Below are 18,794 nucleotides of genomic sequence, written 5' to 3'. Positions count from 1 at the left end.
GGTTGCGCACCGAGTCTACGGGGTGCCAGAAGGCGGCAGGAGCGCGGCAGCGGGCGCCGGAACGGCGGTCGCGGGCGGCGTCAGGGGTGCAGCGACGCCGCCTCGGCGGCGCCGTCGGAGCCTGCGCCGCCCCACGGCGACGGCGGGGAGATCGGCGTCACGCACTACCCTGGGACGATGCCCCCCACGGACGTCAGCACGACGGACACCGAGCCCGACCAGCCTGCGACCTTCGCTGACCTGGGTATCGACAAGCGGGTGCTGCGCGCCCTGAACGACGTCGGCTACGAGTCGCCGTCCCCGATCCAGGCCGCCACTATCCCCGCCCTGCTCGAGGGCCGCCACGTCGTCGGGCTCGCGCAGACCGGCACCGGCAAGACCGCGGCGTTCGCGGTCCCGATCCTGTCCCAGCTGGACCTCAAGCGGAAGAAGCCGCAGGCGCTGGTGCTCGCGCCGACCCGCGAGCTCGCGCTGCAGGTCTCCGAGGCGTTCGAGCGGTACGCCGCCCACCTGCACGGCGTCCACGTGCTCCCCGTGTACGGCGGCCAGGCGTACGGCGTGCAGCTGTCCGCCCTGCGTCGCGGCGTCCACGTCGTGGTCGGCACCCCGGGCCGGATCATGGACCACCTGGAGAAGGGCACCCTCGACCTGTCCGAGCTGCGCTTCCTCGTCCTCGACGAGGCCGACGAGATGCTCAAGATGGGCTTCCAGGAGGACGTCGAGACGATCCTGGCCGACACTCCCGAGGACAAGCACGTCGCGCTGTTCTCCGCGACGATGCCGCCGCAGATCCGCCGGATCTCCAAGAAGTACCTCACCGACGCCGCCGAGATCACGGTCAAGAACAAGACCGTCACCGCGGCGAACACCACGCAGCGCTACCTCCAGGTCGCCCACCAGCAGAAGCTGGACGCCCTGACCCGGATCCTCGAGGTGGAGAACTTCGAGGGGATGATCATCTTCGTCCGCACCAAGCAGGCCACCGAGGTGCTCGCCGAGCGGCTCCGGGCGCGGGGCTTCTCGGCCGCGGCGATCAACGGCGACGTCGCCCAGGCACAGCGCGAGCGCACCATCAACCAGCTCCGCGACGCGCGGCTCGACATCCTCGTCGCCACCGACGTCGCGGCCCGCGGCCTCGACGTCGAGCGGATCAGCCACGTCGTCAACTACGACATCCCCACCGACACCGAGTCCTACGTGCACCGCATCGGCCGCACCGGCCGCGCGGGGCGAACCGGTGACGCCCTGTCCTTCGTGACCCCGCGCGAGCGGCACCTGCTCAAGGCCATCGAGCGGGCCACCCGGCAGCCGCTGACCCAGATGCAGCTGCCCAGCATCGAGGACGTCAACGTCACCCGGGTCGCGAAGTTCACCGAGTCGATCACCGGCGCCCTGGGCTCGGACCAGATCGCGTTCTTCCGCGACATCATCGACCGCTACGAGCTCGACCACGACGTGCCGGCCGCCGACACCGCCGCGGCCCTGGCCGTGCTGGTGCAGGACGACCAGCCGCTGCTGCTCGAGCCGGAGAAGGTCGAGCCGGCCCGCGTCTTCGACGGCAAGCGCGACCGCGACAAGGGCGGTGCCTGGGACTTCGAGAAGGGCCGCCGCCGCGACCGCGACGACGAGCGTCCCCGGCGCCGTGAGCCCGGGGGCAAGCGCACCCGCTCGGACGTCCCGATGGCGACGTACACGATCGCCGTCGGCAAGCGGCACCGCGTCGAGCCGCGCCAGATCGTCGGTGCGCTCGCCAACGAGGGCGGCCTGAACCGCAACGACTTCGGGCACATCGACATCCGTGGCGACCACTCGCTCGTCGAGCTGCCGGCCGACCTGCCGCCGGAGACGTGGACGGCGCTCGAGCGCACCCGCATCTCCGGCAAGCTGATCGAGCTGAGCGAGGGCGGCGCGTCCGCCCCCGCGCGGTCGTCCGTCCCGACGAAGAAGCCGCGCGCCAAGAAGCCCCGCGACTAGCCCGACCATCGAGGCGCCGTGGTGACCTGAGCCCGTCGGCCCCGGCCGCTAGGTTGGGGCCATGGCAGCCTCGCGGAGCAAGAGCCCCGCCGTCGAGCTCGAGGTCGGCGACCGCACGGTCCGGATCTCCAACCCCGACCGGGTCTACTTCCCCGCCCGCGGGGAGACCAAGCTCGACCTCGTGCGGTACTACCTGGGCGTCGGCGACGGCATCGTCCGGGCGCTGCGGGAGCGGCCGTGCATGCTGCACCGCTTCCCCGAGGGGATCAGCGGCGAGAAGGTCCACCAGAAGCGGGTCCCGGCCGGGGCGCCGCCGTGGCTGGAGACGGTGCGGGTGGAGTTCCCGCGCTACCAGCGGCACGCGTACGAGCTGTGCGTCACCGAGCTGGCGAGCGTGATCTGGGCGGTGCAGATGTCCACCGTCGAGTTCCACCCCTGGAACTCCCGCCGCGCCGACACCGAGAAGCCCGACGAGTGGCGGATCGACCTCGACCCGATGCCCGAGTGCGACTTCGACACCGTCCGCCGGGTCGCGCACGTCGCCCACGAGGTGCTCGACGAGCTCGGCGCGACGGGCTGGCCCAAGACGTCGGGCGGCCACGGCATGCACGTCTACGTCCGGATCGAGCCGCGCTGGGGCTTCGCCGACGTACGACGGGCGGCGCTGGCGTTCGCGCGGGAGGTGGAGCGCCGTACCCCCGACCACGTCACCACGACCTGGTGGCGCAAGGACCGGGACCCCACCAAGCTCTTCGTCGACTACAACCAGAACGCCCGCGACCACACGATCGCGAGCGCCTACTCCGTGCGCGGCAACCCCGAGGGCACCGTGTCCACGCCGATCCGCTGGGACGAGGTCGACGACGTGCGGCCGCAGGACTGCACGATCGCCACCGTACCGGCCCGGTTCGCCGAGCTCGGCGACCTGCACGCGGGGATCGACGACACGGCGTTCTCGATCGAGCCGCTGCTGGAGTGGGCCGAGCGCGACGAGCGCGAGGGCGCCGCCGACCCGGGCAGCCCCGACGACGACACCGCCTGAGGGCACCGGACACCCCCGCCAGACGCACGACGGCGGCGACACCGGGTCACCCCCGGCCCCGCCGCCGTCGTCGAGAGGCGTGGCTGTGCTCAGGCGGGCGGGTGCTCCGCCCAGTAGGCCTTCACGAACTCCGTGATGGTCTCCGCGAGCTCCGGCCGGCACACGAGGAGGTCGGGCAGCAGCACGTCGTCCTGGTTGTACTCCAGCGGGGCGCCGTCGGCGCGGCTGGTGTGCAGCCCCGAGGCACGGGCGACGACCACCGGCGCGGCGGAGTCCCACTCGTACTGGCCGCCGGCGTGCACGTAGGCGTCGGTCACGTCGCGCACCACCGAGATCACCTTCGCCCCGGCCGACCCCATCGGGACCAGCTCGGCGTCGATCTGCTCCGCGAGCGCCTTCACGAACTCCGGCGGCCGGGTGCGGCTGACCGCGATCCGCGGGCGCGCGCTGGTGCGCGGGGGCACCACCGGCGGCTGGCCGGTGTCGAACGTGGTGTCCAGCCCCGGCTGCGCGACGGCGCCGGCGACCAGGTCGCCGTCCTGCCACAGGGCGACGTGCACGGCCCAGTCGTCGCGGGGCGGCTCGGAGAACTCCCGGGTGCCGTCGAGCGGGTCCACGATCCACACCCGGCGGGAGGTGAGGCGGGACTTGTCGGCGATGCTCGCCGCGCTCTCCTCGCTGAGGACGGCGTCGTCGGGTCGGTGCTCGCGGAGCAGGCGCATCAGGAGGTCGTGCGCGGCCTTGTCGCCGGCGTCCTTGAGCTCCCTGCCCTCCAGGCCCTGGCCACGCACCTCGGTGAGGAGCCGGCCGGCCACCGTCGCGGTCCAGGTCGCGAGGACGTGGTCGTCGTGGGCGGCCTCGGCCGGCGGGGTTCCGGGGTCGAAATCTGTGTCAGTCACGCGGACTACCTTCTCACGCACGCGCCGCCCGCCCGGCAGGCCCTGCAGCGCGCGGCGGACGGCTCAGCTGTTGAACCTGCTCTGGGTCTTCTCGAGGCCCTCGGTGACCAGGCACTCGACCGCGTCCGCGGCCTTGTCGACCTGGAACGGGAGCACCTTGCGCTCGGCCGAGGAGTAGTCGGAGAGCACGAAGTCGGCCGGGGACTGCCGGCCCGGGGGACGCCCGATCCCCACGCGCACCCGGTAGAACTCGCCGGAGTCCAGCGAGCGGCGCATCGAGCGCAGGCCGTTGTGGCCGTTGTCGCCGCCACCGAGCTTCACCCGCAGGGTGTCGAAGGGGATGTCGAGCTCGTCGTGGATCGCGACCACGTTCTCGACCGGCACCTTGTAGAACTTCGCGAGCGCGGACACCGGCCCGCCGGACTCGTTCATGTAGCAGCGGCCGCGGGCCAGCACCACCCGCTGGCCGCCGACGCCGCCCAGTCCGCCGAGCCGTCCCTCGACGACATCGGCCCGGCCGGTCTTGTGCGGGCGGAAGGTCGAGCCGGTCCGGCCGGCGAGCTCGTCGAGCACCATGTACCCGATGTTGTGCCGGTTCCCGGCGTACGAAGGGCCGGGGTTCCCCAGCCCGACGACCAGCCACACGGTCTCTGTCATCGAACTCTCACGGGAACGCCCGGCCCTCCTACGCAGAAGCGCGGCCCTGACCCGCCGCCACGGGGACAGCGGGTCGGGGACGGATGTCACTCGCTCTGGGTCTCGCCCTCGGCGGACTCGCCCTCGGCGGCCACACCCTCGGCGGCCTCCTCCTCGGGCTCCTCACGCTCGATGCCGACCTCGGCCTCGGCCTCGGCGAGCTCCTCCTCGACCTCTTCGGTCGTCGGGGCGTGGGTGACGTTCACGATGAGGGTGTCCTCGTCGAGCTGGACGGTCGAGCCCTGGGGGAGCTCGAGGTCCTTGGCCAGCACCTGGTGGCCGACCTCGGCACCCTCGATGGAGACCTCGATGTACTCGGGGATGTGCGTGGCCTCGGCCTCGACCAGGACGGTCGCGTGCTCGGTGACGACCAGCGAGTCGGGGCCGGGCTCGCCGACGACGTGGACGGGGATGTCCACGCTGACCTTCTCGCCCTTGGAGACCACGATCAGGTCGACGTGCTCGAGGAAGCCCTTCAGCACGTCGCGCTGCACCTGCTTGGGCAGCGCGAGCTGCGACTTGCCCTCGAGCTCGATGGAGAGCAGCGCGTTGGCGCCACCGTGCTTGAGCGCCAGCATGGTCTCGTGGCCGGGCAGGGTGATGTGGACCGGGTCGGTGCCGTGACCGTAGAGAACGGCGGGGACCTTGTCGGCGCGACGGATGCGACGGGCCGCACCCTTGCCGAACTCGGTGCGGGACTCAGCCTGGATCTTGGTCTCAGACATCGGGGGGGAACTCCTCAATCAGCGATCTACAACCGTGCAACGAAAAGGTGGCTGCTCGAGGAGGGCGTCCGCATGTGAGGCGCGGCCGCAGCCGGACAGAGCTGTCGGGCCGAACCGCCGCGTCGATCACGGAGCGAACCGTCTCCCTCGCCGAGGCAACTTGCCAATCCTAGCGATGCGTTACCGCCTTGGCGAATCGGCCGCGGACGGCGCGGAGGCGGCGTCAGGCGTGGCCGTCGAAGAGGCTCGTGACCGAGCCGTCCTCGAAGACCTCGCGGATCGCCCGGCTGATCAGCGGGGCGATCGACAGGATGGTGAGCTTGTCGAAGTGCCGCTCCTGCGGGATCGGCAGCGTGTTGGTGACCACGACCTCGGTCGCGGGGCAGTTCTTCAGCCGGTCCACCGCGGGGTCGGAGAGGATCGCGTGGGTCGCGGCGATGATCACGCCCGCGGCACCGTCGGCCATGAGCGCGTCGGCGGCCTTCACGATCGTGCCGCCGGTGTCGATCATGTCGTCGACCAGGACGCAGATCCGGTCCTTGACGTCACCGACGACGCGGTTGGCGACCGACTCGTTGGGCCGGTTGATGTCGCGGGTCTTGTGGATGAACGCCAGCGGGGCGCCGCCGAGCTGGTTCGACCACTGCTCGGCGACCTTGATCCGTCCGGCGTCCGGCGAGACGACCGCCAGCTTCTCGTGGCCGTACTTCTCCTTGACGTAGCTGGACAGGATCGGCAGCGCCATCAGGTGGTCCACCGGGCCGTCGAAGAAGCCCTGGATCTGCGCGGTGTGCAGGTCCACCGCGATCAGCCGGTCGGCGCCGGCGGTCTTGAACAGGTCGGCCATCAGCCGTGCGGAGATCGGCTCACGGCCGCGGTGCTTCTTGTCCTGGCGGGCGTAGCCGTAGAACGGCATCACCACGGTGATCCGCTTCGCCGACGCCCGCTTGAGCGCGTCGACCATGATCAGGTGCTCCATGATCCACTCGTTGATCGGAGCCGTGTGGCTCTGGATCACGAAGGCGTCGCAGCCGCGCACCGACTCCTCGAACCGCACGTAGATCTCGCTGTTCGCGAACTCGTACGCGGACGTGGGCACCAGCCCGGTGCCGAGCTGCTGGGCGACCTCCTCGGCCAGCCCGGGGTGTGCACGGCCGCTGAAGACCATCAGGTTCTTCTCGGTGGTCCGCTTCATTCCGCTCACGCCTGAGGCTCCTCGTTCGCTGTGCGCCGGCTGACGTTCGATTGTCACTCAGGGGTGGTGTCGGGCGCGACTCGGGAGCCGTCGTTGTGAGACGACGCACGCTCCTCCAGTGCCGATTGTGCCGCCTCCGCCGCGGCGGTCCCGGGCCGCCGGCGGATCACCCACTCCTCGATGTTGCGCTGCGGGCCCGCGGAGACCGCGAGCGCGCCGGGCGGGACGTCACGACGTACGACGGTGCCGCCGCCGGTCACCGCACCGTCGCCGATCTCCACCGGCGCCACGAACGTGTTGTTCGAGCCCGTTCGGGCGTCCCGGCCGACCGTCGTACGGTGCTTGGCGACCCCGTCGTAGTTGGCGAAGATCGTGCCCGCGCCGATGTTGGTGCCCCCGCCGATCTCGGCGTCGCCGACGTAGGAGAGGTGCGGCACCTTCGCGCCGTCGCCGATCAGGGCGTTCTTGGTCTCCACGAAGCCGCCGATCTTGCCCCGGTCGCCGAGCACCGTGCCCGGCCGCAGGTAGGAGAACGGGCCCACGGTCGCGCCCGCGCCGATGACCGCCTCCGAGCCGTGGGTGCGTACGACGCTCGCCCCGGCGCCGACGACCACGTCGGTCAGCGTCGTGTCGGGGCCGACCACGGCGTCCTCGCCGACCCGGGTGACCCCGTGCAGCTGCACGCCGGGCCTGAGCGTCACGTCGCGGGAGAGCTCGACCGTCGCGTCGACCCAGGTGGTCGCCGGGTCCACCACGGTCACGCCTTCGCGCATCCAGCGGGTGAGGATCCGGCGGTTGAGCTCGGCGCCCAGGCCGGCGAGCTGTGCCCGGTCGTTGGCGCCCTCGGTCTGCATGACGTCGTCGATCGAGTAGGCGCCGACGCTGCGGCCCTGGTCGCGGGCGATCGTCACCACGTCGGTGAGGTAGTACTCGCCCTTGGCGTTGTCGTTGGTGATCCGGGTGACCGCGTCGGCGAGGAAGGCCCCGTCGAAGGCGAAGATGCCGCTGTTGATCTCGGTGATCGCCGCCTGCTCGGGGGTGGCGTCCTTCTGCTCCACGATCGCCGCCACGTCGCCCGAGGCGTCACGGACGATCCGGCCGTAGCCGAACGGGCTCTCCACCTCGGCGGTGAGGATGGTCAGCGCCCGGCCGGAGCCGGCGTGGTCGGCGACCAGGCCCGCGACCGTCTCGCCCTCGAGCAGCGGGGTGTCGCCGAACATGACGACCACGGTCCCGCGCGTGGCACCCGCCTTCGCCTGCAGCGCCTCGACGGCGACCCGCACCGCGTGGCCGGTGCCGTCCTGGGTCTCCTGCACGGCGATCACCGCGTCGGGGACCTGCTCGAGGATGTGCGGCGTGACCTGCTCGCGCTGGTTGCCGACGACCGCGACGAGGTGCTCGGGGTCGAGGGCACGGGAGGCGGCGATGACGTGGCCGATCATGCTGCGCCCGCAGATCGGGTGCAGCACCTTCATCAGCTTCGACTTCATCCGGGTGCCGCTGCCGGCGGCGAGGAGGACGACGGCGGCCGGGGCCTCGCCGCGGGTCTCGTGAACGGCTGCGTTCTCCGGGTCGGTCACCGTGCAAGCTCCTGGTGGTCGCGAGGTCTTCTGCGTCTTCTGCGTCGTCTGCTGGTCGACGTACTGGCTCCCCGGGTAGGAGTCGAACCTACGTCGCTTTGTCCGCATTCAAAGTGCGGCGGGCCCTGCCGACAGACCAACCGGGGATGGCTGGGCCACACCTTACGCAATCCGGCCACCCACCCCCGAGCGCGGCCGGCCGAACACTGGCAACTTACGGTCCCGTAGGTTACGTTGGCGTAGGTCAGGCGAACGAGCCGTCACGAGCACTTTGCGAGGAACCACCCATGACCTCATCCCTCACTGCCACCGCCCCGCGCCCCGCCGACAGCGACGCGGAGCCGGGACCGGAGCGCGCGACCTGGGGCGCCGACGTGCAGTCCCGCAAGGAGCAGGTCGCCCTGGCGGTCTTCATCGTGGCGCCGTTCCTGGCGATCGCCGCGGCGGTCCCGGTCGCCTGGGGCGGCTGGCTCGGCTGGACCGACGTCCTCCTCATGGTGGTCATGTACTGGCTCACCGGCCACGGGATCACCGTCGGCTTCCACCGCCTCTTCACGCACAAGTCGTTCAAGCCCAACCGGGCGGTCAAGGTCACCCTCGCGATCGCCGGCTCGATGGCGATCCAGGGCCCGGTCATCCGATGGGTGGCCGACCACCGCAAGCACCACAAGTTCTCCGACCGCGACGGCGACCCGCACTCCCCGTGGCGGTACGGCACCGACCTCAGGGCCCTGGCCAAGGGCTTCTGGTTCGCGCACATGATGTGGCTGTTCGACCCCGAGCAGACCCCGCAGCGCAAGTACGCTCCCGACCTGATGAAGGACCGCGACCTGGTCCGGATCTCGCGGCAGTTCCCGGTGTGGGTCCTGGTCTCGCTGTTCGCCCCGGCCGTGGCCGGCGGCCTGCTCACCTGGTCCTGGCAGGGCGCGGTCACCGCGTTCTTCTGGGCCTCCCTGGTCCGGGTGGGTCTGCTCCACCACGTCACCTGGTCGATCAACTCCATCTGCCACACGATCGGCGAGCGGCCGTTCGTCTCCCGCGACAAGTCCGCGAACGTCTGGTGGCTGGCGATCCCCTCCATGGGCGAGTCCTGGCACAACCTGCACCACGCCGACCCGACCTGCGCCCGCCACGGCGTGCTCAGGGGCCAGGTCGACACCTCCGCCCGGGTGATCTGGGCGCTGGAGAAGGCCGGCTGGGTCGAGGACGTCCGCTGGCCGGTCAGGGAGCGCGTCGAGCGCAAGCTGGTCGCGAACCAGCTCGCCGAGGCGGCCTGACCGGCCCGCCGGTCGGGCTGGTCCGGACCGGGCTGACATCATGGGCGCTGTGACCACGGCACCGCGAGACCCCGACGACGCACCCGTCGTCCCCGCGCGGGCCAAGAGGTCCTCCCGGCGGATGACCGCGGCCGAGCGTCGTGAGCAGTTGATCGACATCGCGCGGGGGCTGTTCGCCGAGCGGGGCTTCGACGGTACGTCGATCGAGGAGATCGCCTCGCGCGCCGCGGTCTCCAAGCCCGTGGTCTACGAGCACTTCGGCGGCAAGGAGGGCCTCTACGCCGTCGTGGTCGACCGCGAGGTGCTCCGGCTGCTGGACATGATGCAGACCGCGCTCACCGCCGGGCACCCGCGGACCCTGCTCGAGCAGGCGGCCCTCGCGCTGCTCGACTACATCGAGCTGGCCCCGGACGGGTTCCGGATCCTGGTCCGCGACTCCCCGATCGGCTCGGCGTCCGGCTCCTTCGTGTCGATCATCGGCGACGTCGCCTCCCGGGTGGAGTACATCCTCGCCGCGGAGTTCACCGGCCGCGGCTTCGACGCCAAGTCCGCCCCGATGTACGCGCAGATGCTCGTCGGCATGGTGGGCACCACCGGCCAGTGGTGGCTCGACGCCCGCCACCCCGCAAAGGACGTTGTCGCGGCGCACCTGGTGAACCTCGCCTGGAACGGCCTCTCCGGCATGGAGCAGAAGCCGACCCTGCACACCCGCCCCTGACGGGCACCCGCCCGGTCAGGACGCGGCGGGTCGCGGGAGACCGAAGGCGGCGACGATCTTCTCGGCCACCTCGTCCGGGGCCAGCCCGGCGTTCTCGATCCGCAGGTGCGGCCGGTCGCCGACGAGCGCCGCGAGCTCGTGGTCGCCGCCGCTGTTCAGCGTGTGCGCCTCGGCCTGCACCAGCCAGCCGTTCGACGCCTCGACGTCACGCTTGGAGCGCTTGTGGTCGAGCCGCAGCGGCGTCGCGTTCCGCTCCAGGCGCACGTCGAGCGGCGCGGCGAGCTCCACCACGTACGTCGTACCGCCCCGCGCCTCGACGATCCCGAGGTACTCCTCGACCAGCGCCCGGTCACCCGGGTCGTCGAGCGCCCACACGAAGGTGAACACCAGGCCGGGCAGGTCGGAAGCGGCCGCCTCCTCGAGGATCCGCCGGCGGAACTCGTCGACCAGCCGCGTGAACGGCGGCGACCCGAACTCGAACAGGTCGAGGACCGGCTCCACGGTCATGTGGTTGTGGAAGAGCCGGAAGCCGGTGAGCCGCGCGAGCTCGCGGCCGACCGTCATCTTGCCCACGGCCGGGGGTCCGAACATCACGACGAGCTGCATGCCCGCCATGGTCGGGCGTCGCGCACGCCGTTGTCGACCGGTTTGTCGGTCGCTCCGACCGGTCCCGCCGGGGCGTCAGCCTGCCCGGGCGGCGAGCCGCGCCTGCAGCTTGTCGCGCTTCTCCTCGAACCGCTGCGCCTGCCGGTCGAGCTCGTCCATGAAGTCGGAGAGCTCGGTGCGGGCCTGCTCGCCCTCGGCGTCGAGCCCCTCGATCTCGAAGACGTTCCAGAAGCGCAGCACGGGGGCGACCACCTCGTCGCGGTGCTGGCGCAGGTCGTACACGCCGGCGATCGCCATCTCCACGGCCTTGCGCTGGAACCCGGCGATGTCGGTGCCGGGCATCTGGAACGTGGTGACCACGTCGGTGATCGCCCGCATGGTCGCGTTCGGGGACAGCTCGAGGGCGCCCTTGAGCAGGTTGCGGTAGAAGATCATGTGCAGGTTCTCGTCCGCGGCCACCCGGGCGAGGAGCTGGTCGGCGACCGGGTCGTCGGTGATCTTGCCGGTGTTGCGGTGCGAGACCCGGGTGGCGAGCTCCTGGAAGGACACGTAGGCCAGCGAGCGGACCAGGTCCTCGCTGTGCGCGGACTCGTAGCCGGTGGACATGTGCTGCATCCGCAGCTGCTCGAGCTGCACCGGGTCGACCGCACGGCTGGTCAGCAGGTAGTCGCGGATCGCGATGCCGTGCCGGCCCTCCTCCGCGGTCCAGCGGTGCACCCAGTCGCCCCACGCCGCGTCGCGGCCGAACAGGATCGCGATCTCGTGGTGGTAGCTGGGCAGGTTGTCCTCGGTGAGGAGGTTGACGATCAGCGCGGACCGCGCCACGTCGGACATCTTCGAGTCCTCGGGGGACCACGGGTCACCGTTGAGCGGCCCGTCGAAGTTCCGCCCGTCGCTCCACGGCACGTACTCGTGCGGGAACCAATCCTTGGCGACCGTGAGGTGCCGGTTCAGGTTCTCCTCGACCACCTGCTCGAGCTCGAGCAGCATCTGGGTCTGTGTCATCGGCTTGGCCGCCATGTCGACTCCCTCCGAGTCCATCAACTTCCCCCGTCAACCTAACCTACGCTCCCGTAGGTTAGCCAGCCCCGTCTCACCGGGCCGGACGGCCGGCGACCTCACGAGGACTCCCCGCGCACGGCGAGCACCTCCACCCGGTTCCCGTTCCCGTCGGCGACGTAGAAGCGCCGGTACCCGGGGAAGTCGGCGTCCCAGGTGACCGGGAAGCCGTGCCGCTCCAGGCGTACGGCGGTCGCGTCGATGTCGTCGACGAGGAACGCCGGGTGCGCCTTGCGGGCCGGCGTGAACGTGTCCTCGACCCCGACGTGGACCTCCACCTCCTCGCTGCGGAACCAGCAGCCGCCGCGGGTCGCGAGCACCGGCGGCTTCGCGACCTCCGGGATGCCGAGCCCGTCGGCGTAGAAGCGGCGGGCGGCGTCCTCCCCGCCGACCGGGCAGGAGACCTGGACGTGGTGGAGCCTCATGCGCCCACCTGCGCAACCGCGAAGACCCGGCGGAAGGGGAGCAGCGTGCCGTGCTCGCGGGGCGGGTAGGCCCGCGCGAGCAGCTGCTTGTACTCCGCGACGAACTCCTCGCGCAGCCCGTCCGGCAGCGCCTGGAGCGTCGGGCGGGCGCCGGTCCCGCTGATCCAGGTGAACACCGGGTCCTCGCCGCGGAGCAGGTGCAGGTACGTCGTCTCCCAGGCGTCCACGGTGCAGCCGAGAGCGGTCAGCGCCTCGAGGTAGGCCTCCGGCCCGTGGGCGTCGGGCCGCGCCACCCCGTCGACGTACGCCGCGAACCGCTCGTCGGCGGCGAGCTCGTGGAGCAGGACGTGGCTCGGCTCCGCGAAGTTGCCGGGCACCTGGAACGCGAACCAGCCGCCAGGCGCGACCTGCGCGACCAGGCGCGGCAGCAGCTCGAGGTGCCCGGGAACCCACTGCAGGGTGGCGTTCGAGACGAGTACGTCGACCGGCTCGTCGGCCCGCCACTCCCGGAGGTCGGCCACCTCGAAGGCGACCCCGGCGGCGGCCGCTGCCCCCTCGCGGGCCCGGGCGACCATCTCCGGTGAGGAGTCCAGGCCGCGGACGTCGGCGGCGGGCCAGCGCTCCTTCAGCAGCGCGGTGAGGTTGCCCGGCCCGCAGCCGAGGTCGACGACGCGCTGCGCGTCGGAGGCGCCGACCCGCGCGACGAGGTCGACGAACGGCCGCCCGCGCTCGTCGGCGTAGGCGAGGTAGCGCTCCGGATCCCAGCGGTGGGCCATCTTCCCTCCAAGTATCTTGATGTCAAGATAAATGCTGCTCCGCATTTCTCTCGATGTCAAGAATCTCGACGGGTACGATGGCGTCATGCGCGATGAGGTGGACCGGCTCGTCGAGGCCTGGCAGCGGGAACGCTCCGACCTCGACCTGCGTCCGATGGAGGTGCTCAGCCGGGTCAGCAGGCTGGGCCATCACCTCGACCGCGCGCGCCGCCAGTCGTTCACCGAGCACGGCATCGAGTCGTGGGAGTTCGACGTCCTGGCCGCGCTCCGCCGCGCCGGGGCGCCGTACGAGCTCTCCCCCGGCCGGCTGATCCGGGAGACCCTGGTGACCAGCGGGACGATGACCAACCGCGTCGACCGGCTCGTGGCCCGCGGGTTCGTCGAGCGGCTGCCCGACCCGCGCGACCGCCGCGGGGTCCTGGTCCGGCTCACCGACGCCGGCCGCCGCTCCGTCGACGGCGCCCTCGAGAGCCTGCTCGACCGGGAGCGCGACCTCCTCGCCGGCCTCGACCACGCCGACCAGGAGACCCTCGCCTCGCTGCTGCGCAGCCTCGTCGCCCCCTTCGAGCCGGAACAACCGTGACCTGCCCCGACCGCACGACCGTCCTGGCCTCCTGACGTCCTGCCGGCCGGGTGCGCTCCGCTCGTCGCTACCGGTACCCATGGCGCACCGGCATCATCCGGAACGGCCATGGGTGCGCTGTGCTCGTCGTCTGCGCCGCGCCGCACTGCGCGCTGGCGGCCCGACGCTGTCCTCCGGTGACAACGGCACACGTGTGCGGTTGTGACACCGTTCGGTCGCAGATCGGTGTCACAACGGCACACGTGAGCGGGAACGTCGCGGGACCTACTCCAGCAGCGAGGCGGCCTCGAGCCACTCCTCCTCGAGCGACTCCTTCTCGGCCGCGAGCTCGCGCAGCCGCGCGTCGAGCTCAGCCAGCTTCTCGTAGTCCGCGGCATGCTCCGCCAGCTGCGCGTGCAGATCCGCCTCGCGGTTCGCGAGCTTGGTCAGCTGCCGGTCGATCCGCGCCATCGCCTTCTTCGCCTCCCGCATCTCCCCCGCCGAGGCAGCCGGACCCGCGGAGGCCGGCGGGGCGGCACCGGAGCCGGACGCGGAGGCGGACGAGGCGGGCCCGTCCGTGGATACGCCGGGCTGGCTCGCGACGGAGGAGGAAGGCGGGTTGGACGGCCCCGTGGCCTCACCCGCCCCGGCAACACCTCCGCCGTTCCCAACGGCGGCCGCGACGCCGGTCCCACCGGCGCCGGAGCGAAGAGCAGCCTCCCGCCGCTCCAGGTACTCGTCGACCCCCCGCGGCAGCATCCGGATCGTTCCGTCGCCGAGCAGCGCCCAGACCGTGTCACAGACCCGCTCCAGGAAGTACCGGTCGTGCGACACCACGACCAGCGTCCCCGGCCATCCGTCGAGGAAGTCCTCGAGCACGTTCAACGTCTCGATGTCGAGGTCGTTCGTGGGCTCGTCGAGCAGCAGCACGTTGGGCTCGTCGAGCAGCAGCCGCAGCATCTGGAAGCGCCGCCGCTCCCCGCCGGACAGGTCACCGATCCGCGCGGTGAGCCGGTCGCCGGTGAAGCCGAAGCGCTCGAGCATCGACGAGGCGGTGATCTCGCCGGCGGCGGTCTTGGTGACGCGTTTGATCCGCTCCACGGCGTGCAGCACGCGCTCGTCGGGGTCGAGGTCGTCGAGCGCCTGGGTGAGGTGCTCGAGCGCCACGGTCCGCCCGGTCTTGACCCGCCCCGCCGCCGGTGCGAGCTCCCCGGAGAGCAGCCTCAGCACCGAGGTCTTGCCGGCGCCGTTCACGCCGACCAGACCGACCCGGTCGCCGGGGCCCAGCCGCCAGGTGGCGTGGTCGAGCAGCATCTTGTCGCCGCGGACCAGCGTGACGTCCTCCAGGTCGAGCACGTCCTTGCCGAGCCGCTGGCTGGCGAAGCGCTGGAGCTCGAGCCGGTCGCGCGGCGGGGGCTCGTCCTCGATCAGGGCGTTCGCGGCGTCGATGCGGAACTTCGGCTTCGAGGTGCGCGCGGGGGCGCCGCGCCGGAGCCAGGCGAGCTCCTTGCGCATGAGGTTCTGTCGTCGCGCCTCGGAGGCCGCGGCCTGACGCTGCCGCTCGGCCTTGGCCAGGACGAACGCCGCGTAGCCGCCGTCGTACACGTCGACGACGCCGTCGTGGACCTCCCAGGTGGTGTCGCAGACCGCGTCGAGGAACCAGCGGTCGTGGGTGACCACGACGAGGGCGGAGGTACGACGGGCGAGGTGCTCGGCGAGCCAGGAGACCGCCTCGACGTCGAGGTGGTTGGTCGGCTCGTCGAGCACGATCAGGTCGTGGTCCTCGAGCAGGAGCCGGGCCAACGAGCAGCGCCGCCGCTCACCGCCGGAGAGCCCCGAGACGACCCGGTCGAGCGACAGCCCGACCAGCAGCACCTCGACCACCTCACGGGTGGAGGAGTCCGCGGCCCACTCGTGGTCGGCCTTGCCACGGAGCACGGCCTCGCGGACGGTGGCCGACGGGTCGAGGTCGTCGCCCTGCGTGAGGTAGCCCAGGTGCAGGCCGCGGGAGCGGGAGACCCGGCCCTGGTCGGGCTCCTCGAGATCGCCGATGATCTTCAGCAGGGTGGTCTTGCCGTCCCCGTTGCGGCCCACGACGCCCACGCGCTGCCCGGCGGCGACCCCGAGGCTGACGCCGTCGAGGAGGGGGCGGACGCCGTAGGACTTGTGGACCCGTTCGAGGTTGACCACGTTCGGTCGGGGAGCGCTCATCAGGGTGCTATCGGATCACACGCGCGCCGGGCACCGGACCCGGGGCGAGCAGCAGCGTGGGCGCGGACCCGACGAGCAGCTCGCGGAGCGTGGCGGCGTGGGTCTCGTCCTCGGCGAGGAACAGGCAGGTCGGCCCCGACCCGGAGACCAGCGCGCCGTGCGCCGAGCCCTGGAGGCCGAGCGCGACGAGGTCCTCGAGCTCGGGCCGCAGGCTGAACGCGGCCGGCTGGAGGTCGTTGGACAGGGCGGTGCCGAGCTGCTCCACGTCGCCGGTGCGCAGCGCGGCCATCAGGCCATCGGGGATCTCGGGCTCCGGCACGGACGAGCCGGCGTGCAGCCGGTCGAACTCGGCGAACACGTCCGGGGTGGAGAGCCCCTCGGCGGCCAGCGCGAGCACCCACCAGTAGGAGCCGCGCGACATCGCCGGCATCACCACCTCGCCGCGGCCGGTGCCGACGGCGGTGCCGCCGACCAGGCAGAACGGGACGTCGCTGCCGAGCTCGGCGGCGAGCGCCATCAGCTCGTGCTGGGGCGTCCCGGTCTCCCACAGCGCGTCGCAGGCCACGAGCGCGCCGGCCGCGTCGCTGCTGCCCCCGGCCATGCCGCCCGCGACGGGGATCCGCTTGAGCACGGTCATGTCGACCGCCTCGTCGACGCCGTGGTGGGCGGCGAGCCGCGCGGCGGCACGGAGCGCGAGGTTGGTGGCGTCGGTGGGTACGTCGCACACGTCGACGCCGTCGCCGTGGACGGTGAGGCTGTTCTCGCGGGCGGGCCGGACCGTGACCTCGTCGTACAGCCCGACCGCCTGGTAGACGGTGGCCAGCGGGTGGAAGCCGTCGTCGCGGGCGGGCCCGACGCCGAGGGACAGGTTGATCTTCGCCGGGGCGGCGACGGTGACCCTGCCCCTCACGAGCGGGTCCCCGCGAGACCCTCGGCGATCCGGGCGAACTCCTCGATGCCGAGCGACTCACCGCGCGCCATCGGGCTGATCCCGGCGTGCGCGAGGGCCACCTCCGCGGCCTCGGCGGAGCCGGCGTACCCCTTGAGCGTGGAGCGCAGGGTCTTGCGGCGCTGGGCGAACGCGGCGTCGACCACCGCGAACACCTCCTCGCGGCTGACGTCGACCGGCGGCGGGTCCCGGTGCTCCCAGGCGACGAGGCCGGAGTCGACGTTGGGCGCGGGCCAGAAGACGTTGCGTCCGATGGATCCGGCGCGGCGGACCGAGGCGTACCAGGCCGCCTTGACCGACGGGACGCCGTAGGTGCGCGAGCCGGGCCGGGCAGCGAGCCGGTCGGCGACCTCGGCCTGCACCATCACCAGGCCGTGGCGCAGCGACGGGAGGATCTCCATGAGGTGCAGCAGCACCGGCACCGAGACGTTGTAGGGCAGGTTCGCCACCAGTGCGGTCGGCGGCGGGCCGGGCAGCGAGGTCACCCGCAGGGCATCGGCCTCGACCACCTCGAACCGGTCCACGTGGTCGGGGGCGTACGTCGCCACGGTCGACGGCAGCGCGCCGGCGAGCAGCGGGTCGATCTCGACCGCGACCACCCGCTCGGCCGCGCCCAGGAGGGCCAGGGTCAGCGAGCCGAGCCCGGGCCCGACCTCGACCACGACGTCCGAGGGGGTCAGCCCCGCGGCGCGGACGATGCGGCGCACGGTGTTGGCGTCGATGACGAAGTTCTGGCCACGCTGCTTGGTGGGCCGGATGCCCAGCGACGCGGCCAGGGAACGCACATCCGCCGGACCGAGAAGCCTCGGTCCGGCGGATGTCATGTCGTCGCTCACCACGCGGGTGAGCCTAGACGGTACGTGTCGATGCGGTTACTGCGGCAGACCGAGCTCGGCGGAGCAGGCCGGCCAGGAGCCGTAGCCACCGGTCGCGTCGCGCACCTTCTCGGCGATCGCGATCTGGGTCTCACGGCTGTTCTCGTGCGGGTAGCCCGAGCCGCCGTACGACTGCCAGGTCTCCAGGTTGAACTGGAGGCCGCCGTAGTAGCCGTTGCCGGTGTTGATCGCCCAGTTGCCGCCGGACTCGCACGCGGCGAGCTGGTCCCAGACGGTGCTGCCGCTGGAGTAGTCGGCCGTGGGCTCGGGCGGCGCGACCGGCTCCGGCTCCTTGGTGCCGACCCGGACGATCGTGTCGGTGGGCTTGTCGACCACCGTGGACTTCAGGACCTTGCTCGAGACGACCTCGCCGTTCTCGAAGACGAGCCGGTACAGCACGCTGCGGCTGCCGGGCTCACCCGAGCGGACGGTGGCGGTCTTGCCCTCGAGCATGCCCGCGTCGGTCTTCTCGATCGTGCCGAAGTCGATGGACTCGGTGACCCGCTTGTTCACGGTGCGGACCTTGGTGACGACCAAGCGGTCGCCGTCATCGAGCGTGGCGCCGCGGCCGGGGGCCACGCGGTCGTCCTCGTCGACCTTCAGGTCGAGCTCGTTGAGCGCCTCGTTGACCGTCAGCACCGGGACGGCGACCTTGCGGGCGTCCTCGGCGGCGTACTTGAGGGTGATGGTCTTGGGGGTGACGACCTCGAGGTCGAGCCCTTCACGGCTGATGTCCGCGCCACGGCTGGCGGAGAGCTCCGCACCGGCGAAACGGAGGCCGAGCTGGTCGAGGGCGCCGTCCACGTCGGTCGCGGTGACCCAGTAGGTCTTGTCCTTGCCGTCGACGCTGACGTCCAGCGGACGGGCGTAGCGGACCGCGATCCGGGTGCCGTCGTTGACCTTGGCGTCCAGCCCGGGGGCGACGACGTCGCGCTCGCCCACCGTGATGCCTTCGTCCGCCAGGATCTCCTCGACGGTCCCGCCGAGGGTGCTGACCTGGGTTGCCTGGCCGTCGACCGACAGGGTCACTGTCTTGCTCATGGCCGCGTAGCCGACGGTGGTGGCGACCAGCGCCATCACGACTGCACTGACCAGGACGGCAAGGGCGGCCTTGCTCTTGGTAAGTAGTGCGATAGTGCTCCGCACGATGCTCCAATGGTGGTGCTCCCCGGGCCGCAGGATCCGGCGGCGTCGGCGGCACGTGACCCCCGAGGGCCGCGAGCAG

At 71.9% G+C, this 18,794-nt stretch carries 18 protein-coding genes and 1 tRNA gene; 5 read left to right on the top strand and 14 right to left on the bottom strand.

The window, feature by feature from the left end; translation table 11 throughout:
• Positions 1-177 precede the first annotated feature (177 nt).
• Both K1X13_RS10330 and ligD read left to right on the top strand, forming a co-directional pair.
• On the top strand, positions 178-1,974 hold the full coding sequence (locus tag K1X13_RS10330; protein ID WP_221024990.1) for a DEAD/DEAH box helicase: 1,797 nt from the start codon (positions 178-180) through the stop codon (positions 1,972-1,974).
• A 61-nt stretch (positions 1,975-2,035) separates the two neighbouring features.
• Positions 2,036-3,016 (top strand): non-homologous end-joining DNA ligase, encoded by a 981-nt coding sequence (gene ligD / locus K1X13_RS10325; RefSeq protein ID WP_221024989.1) that lies wholly within the window; start codon positions 2,036-2,038, stop codon positions 3,014-3,016.
• 89 nt (positions 3,017-3,105) lie between these two features.
• Here ligD and K1X13_RS10320 read toward each other — a convergent pair whose 3' ends face one another.
• From K1X13_RS10320 to K1X13_RS10295, 6 genes are all read right to left on the bottom strand, one after another.
• Positions 3,106-3,915 carry a 3'(2'),5'-bisphosphate nucleotidase CysQ gene (locus K1X13_RS10320; protein WP_221024988.1) on the bottom strand — a complete coding sequence of 270 codons (810 nt, stop codon included), beginning with the start codon at positions 3,913-3,915 and terminating at the stop codon, positions 3,106-3,108.
• Positions 3,916-3,978: 63 nt separating this feature from the next.
• Positions 3,979-4,572 (bottom strand): aminoacyl-tRNA hydrolase, encoded by a 594-nt coding sequence (gene pth / locus K1X13_RS10315; protein ID WP_221024987.1) that lies wholly within the window; start codon positions 4,570-4,572, stop codon positions 3,979-3,981.
• A gap of 86 nt (positions 4,573-4,658) precedes the next feature.
• A complete protein-coding gene (locus K1X13_RS10310; protein ID WP_221024986.1) occupies positions 4,659-5,336 on the bottom strand; it encodes a 50S ribosomal protein L25/general stress protein Ctc in 678 nt (225 codons plus the stop codon).
• 223 nt (positions 5,337-5,559) lie between these two features.
• The gene (locus K1X13_RS10305; protein WP_221026004.1) at positions 5,560-6,531 is read right to left on the bottom strand and encodes a ribose-phosphate diphosphokinase; all 972 of its coding nucleotides are present in this window, start codon (positions 6,529-6,531) and stop codon (positions 5,560-5,562) included.
• A 53-nt stretch (positions 6,532-6,584) separates the two neighbouring features.
• On the bottom strand, positions 6,585-8,111 hold the full coding sequence (glmU, locus tag K1X13_RS10300; RefSeq protein ID WP_308249497.1) for a bifunctional UDP-N-acetylglucosamine diphosphorylase/glucosamine-1-phosphate N-acetyltransferase GlmU: 1,527 nt from the start codon (positions 8,109-8,111) through the stop codon (positions 6,585-6,587).
• Between the two features lie 64 nt (positions 8,112-8,175).
• Positions 8,176-8,258 (bottom strand) — tRNA-Gln (locus tag K1X13_RS10295).
• A 140-nt stretch (positions 8,259-8,398) separates the two neighbouring features.
• On the opposite strand from K1X13_RS10295, the gene K1X13_RS10290 reads away from it, so the two are divergent.
• Entirely contained in the window at positions 8,399-9,388 is a 990-nt protein-coding gene (locus tag K1X13_RS10290) for an acyl-CoA desaturase (RefSeq protein ID WP_221024985.1), read from the top strand.
• Between the two features lie 121 nt (positions 9,389-9,509).
• A complete protein-coding gene (locus tag K1X13_RS10285; protein WP_221026002.1) occupies positions 9,510-10,106 on the top strand; it encodes a TetR/AcrR family transcriptional regulator in 597 nt (198 codons plus the stop codon).
• Positions 10,107-10,121: 15 nt separating this feature from the next.
• Here the strand turns inward: K1X13_RS10285 and K1X13_RS10280 are convergent, their stop codons facing one another.
• From K1X13_RS10280 to K1X13_RS10265, 4 genes are all read right to left on the bottom strand, one after another.
• Positions 10,122-10,712, bottom strand: coding sequence for an ATP-binding protein (locus K1X13_RS10280; RefSeq protein ID WP_221024984.1), 591 nt, complete (start codon positions 10,710-10,712; stop codon positions 10,122-10,124).
• Positions 10,713-10,787: 75 nt separating this feature from the next.
• On the bottom strand, positions 10,788-11,753 hold the full coding sequence (locus K1X13_RS10275; protein WP_225914937.1) for an acyl-ACP desaturase: 966 nt from the start codon (positions 11,751-11,753) through the stop codon (positions 10,788-10,790).
• A 77-nt stretch (positions 11,754-11,830) separates the two neighbouring features.
• Positions 11,831-12,196 (bottom strand): VOC family protein, encoded by a 366-nt coding sequence (locus tag K1X13_RS10270; protein WP_221024983.1) that lies wholly within the window; start codon positions 12,194-12,196, stop codon positions 11,831-11,833.
• A complete protein-coding gene (locus tag K1X13_RS10265) occupies positions 12,193-12,972 on the bottom strand; it encodes a trans-aconitate 2-methyltransferase (protein ID WP_221024982.1) in 780 nt (259 codons plus the stop codon). The genes K1X13_RS10270 and K1X13_RS10265 overlap by 4 nt, the downstream gene beginning before the upstream one ends.
• An 85-nt stretch (positions 12,973-13,057) precedes the next feature.
• Here K1X13_RS10265 and K1X13_RS10260 point away from each other — a divergent pair, with 85 nt between their 5' ends.
• Positions 13,058-13,555: a MarR family winged helix-turn-helix transcriptional regulator gene (locus K1X13_RS10260; RefSeq protein WP_221024981.1), complete on the top strand. Its 498-nt coding sequence runs from the start codon at positions 13,058-13,060 to the stop codon at positions 13,553-13,555.
• A 264-nt stretch (positions 13,556-13,819) separates the two neighbouring features.
• Here K1X13_RS10260 and K1X13_RS10255 read toward each other — a convergent pair whose 3' ends face one another.
• From K1X13_RS10255 to K1X13_RS19680, 4 genes are read right to left on the bottom strand one after another with little or no spacing between them, the layout of a single operon-like run.
• Entirely contained in the window at positions 13,820-15,745 is a 1,926-nt protein-coding gene (locus tag K1X13_RS10255; RefSeq protein WP_221024980.1) for an ABC-F family ATP-binding cassette domain-containing protein, read from the bottom strand.
• A 7-nt stretch (positions 15,746-15,752) separates the two neighbouring features.
• Positions 15,753-16,655, bottom strand: a complete 903-nt coding sequence (locus tag K1X13_RS10250) for a 4-(cytidine 5'-diphospho)-2-C-methyl-D-erythritol kinase (RefSeq protein ID WP_221024979.1) — start codon at positions 16,653-16,655, stop codon at positions 15,753-15,755.
• Positions 16,652-17,518, bottom strand: coding sequence for a 16S rRNA (adenine(1518)-N(6)/adenine(1519)-N(6))-dimethyltransferase RsmA (rsmA, locus tag K1X13_RS10245; protein ID WP_221026000.1), 867 nt, complete (start codon positions 17,516-17,518; stop codon positions 16,652-16,654). The genes K1X13_RS10250 and rsmA overlap by 4 nt, the downstream gene beginning before the upstream one ends.
• A gap of 48 nt (positions 17,519-17,566) precedes the next feature.
• A complete protein-coding gene (locus K1X13_RS19680; protein ID WP_308249496.1) occupies positions 17,567-18,715 on the bottom strand; it encodes a resuscitation-promoting factor in 1,149 nt (382 codons plus the stop codon).
• Positions 18,716-18,794: the final 79 nt, after the last annotated feature.

This window comes from Nocardioides jiangsuensis, from assembly GCF_019679455.1.
GTDB lineage: Bacteria > Actinomycetota > Actinomycetes > Propionibacteriales > Nocardioidaceae > Nocardioides_C > Nocardioides_C jiangsuensis.
The sequence above is the reverse complement of the archived record's forward strand: the minus strand, read 5'-3'. Positions and strand labels throughout refer to the sequence as shown.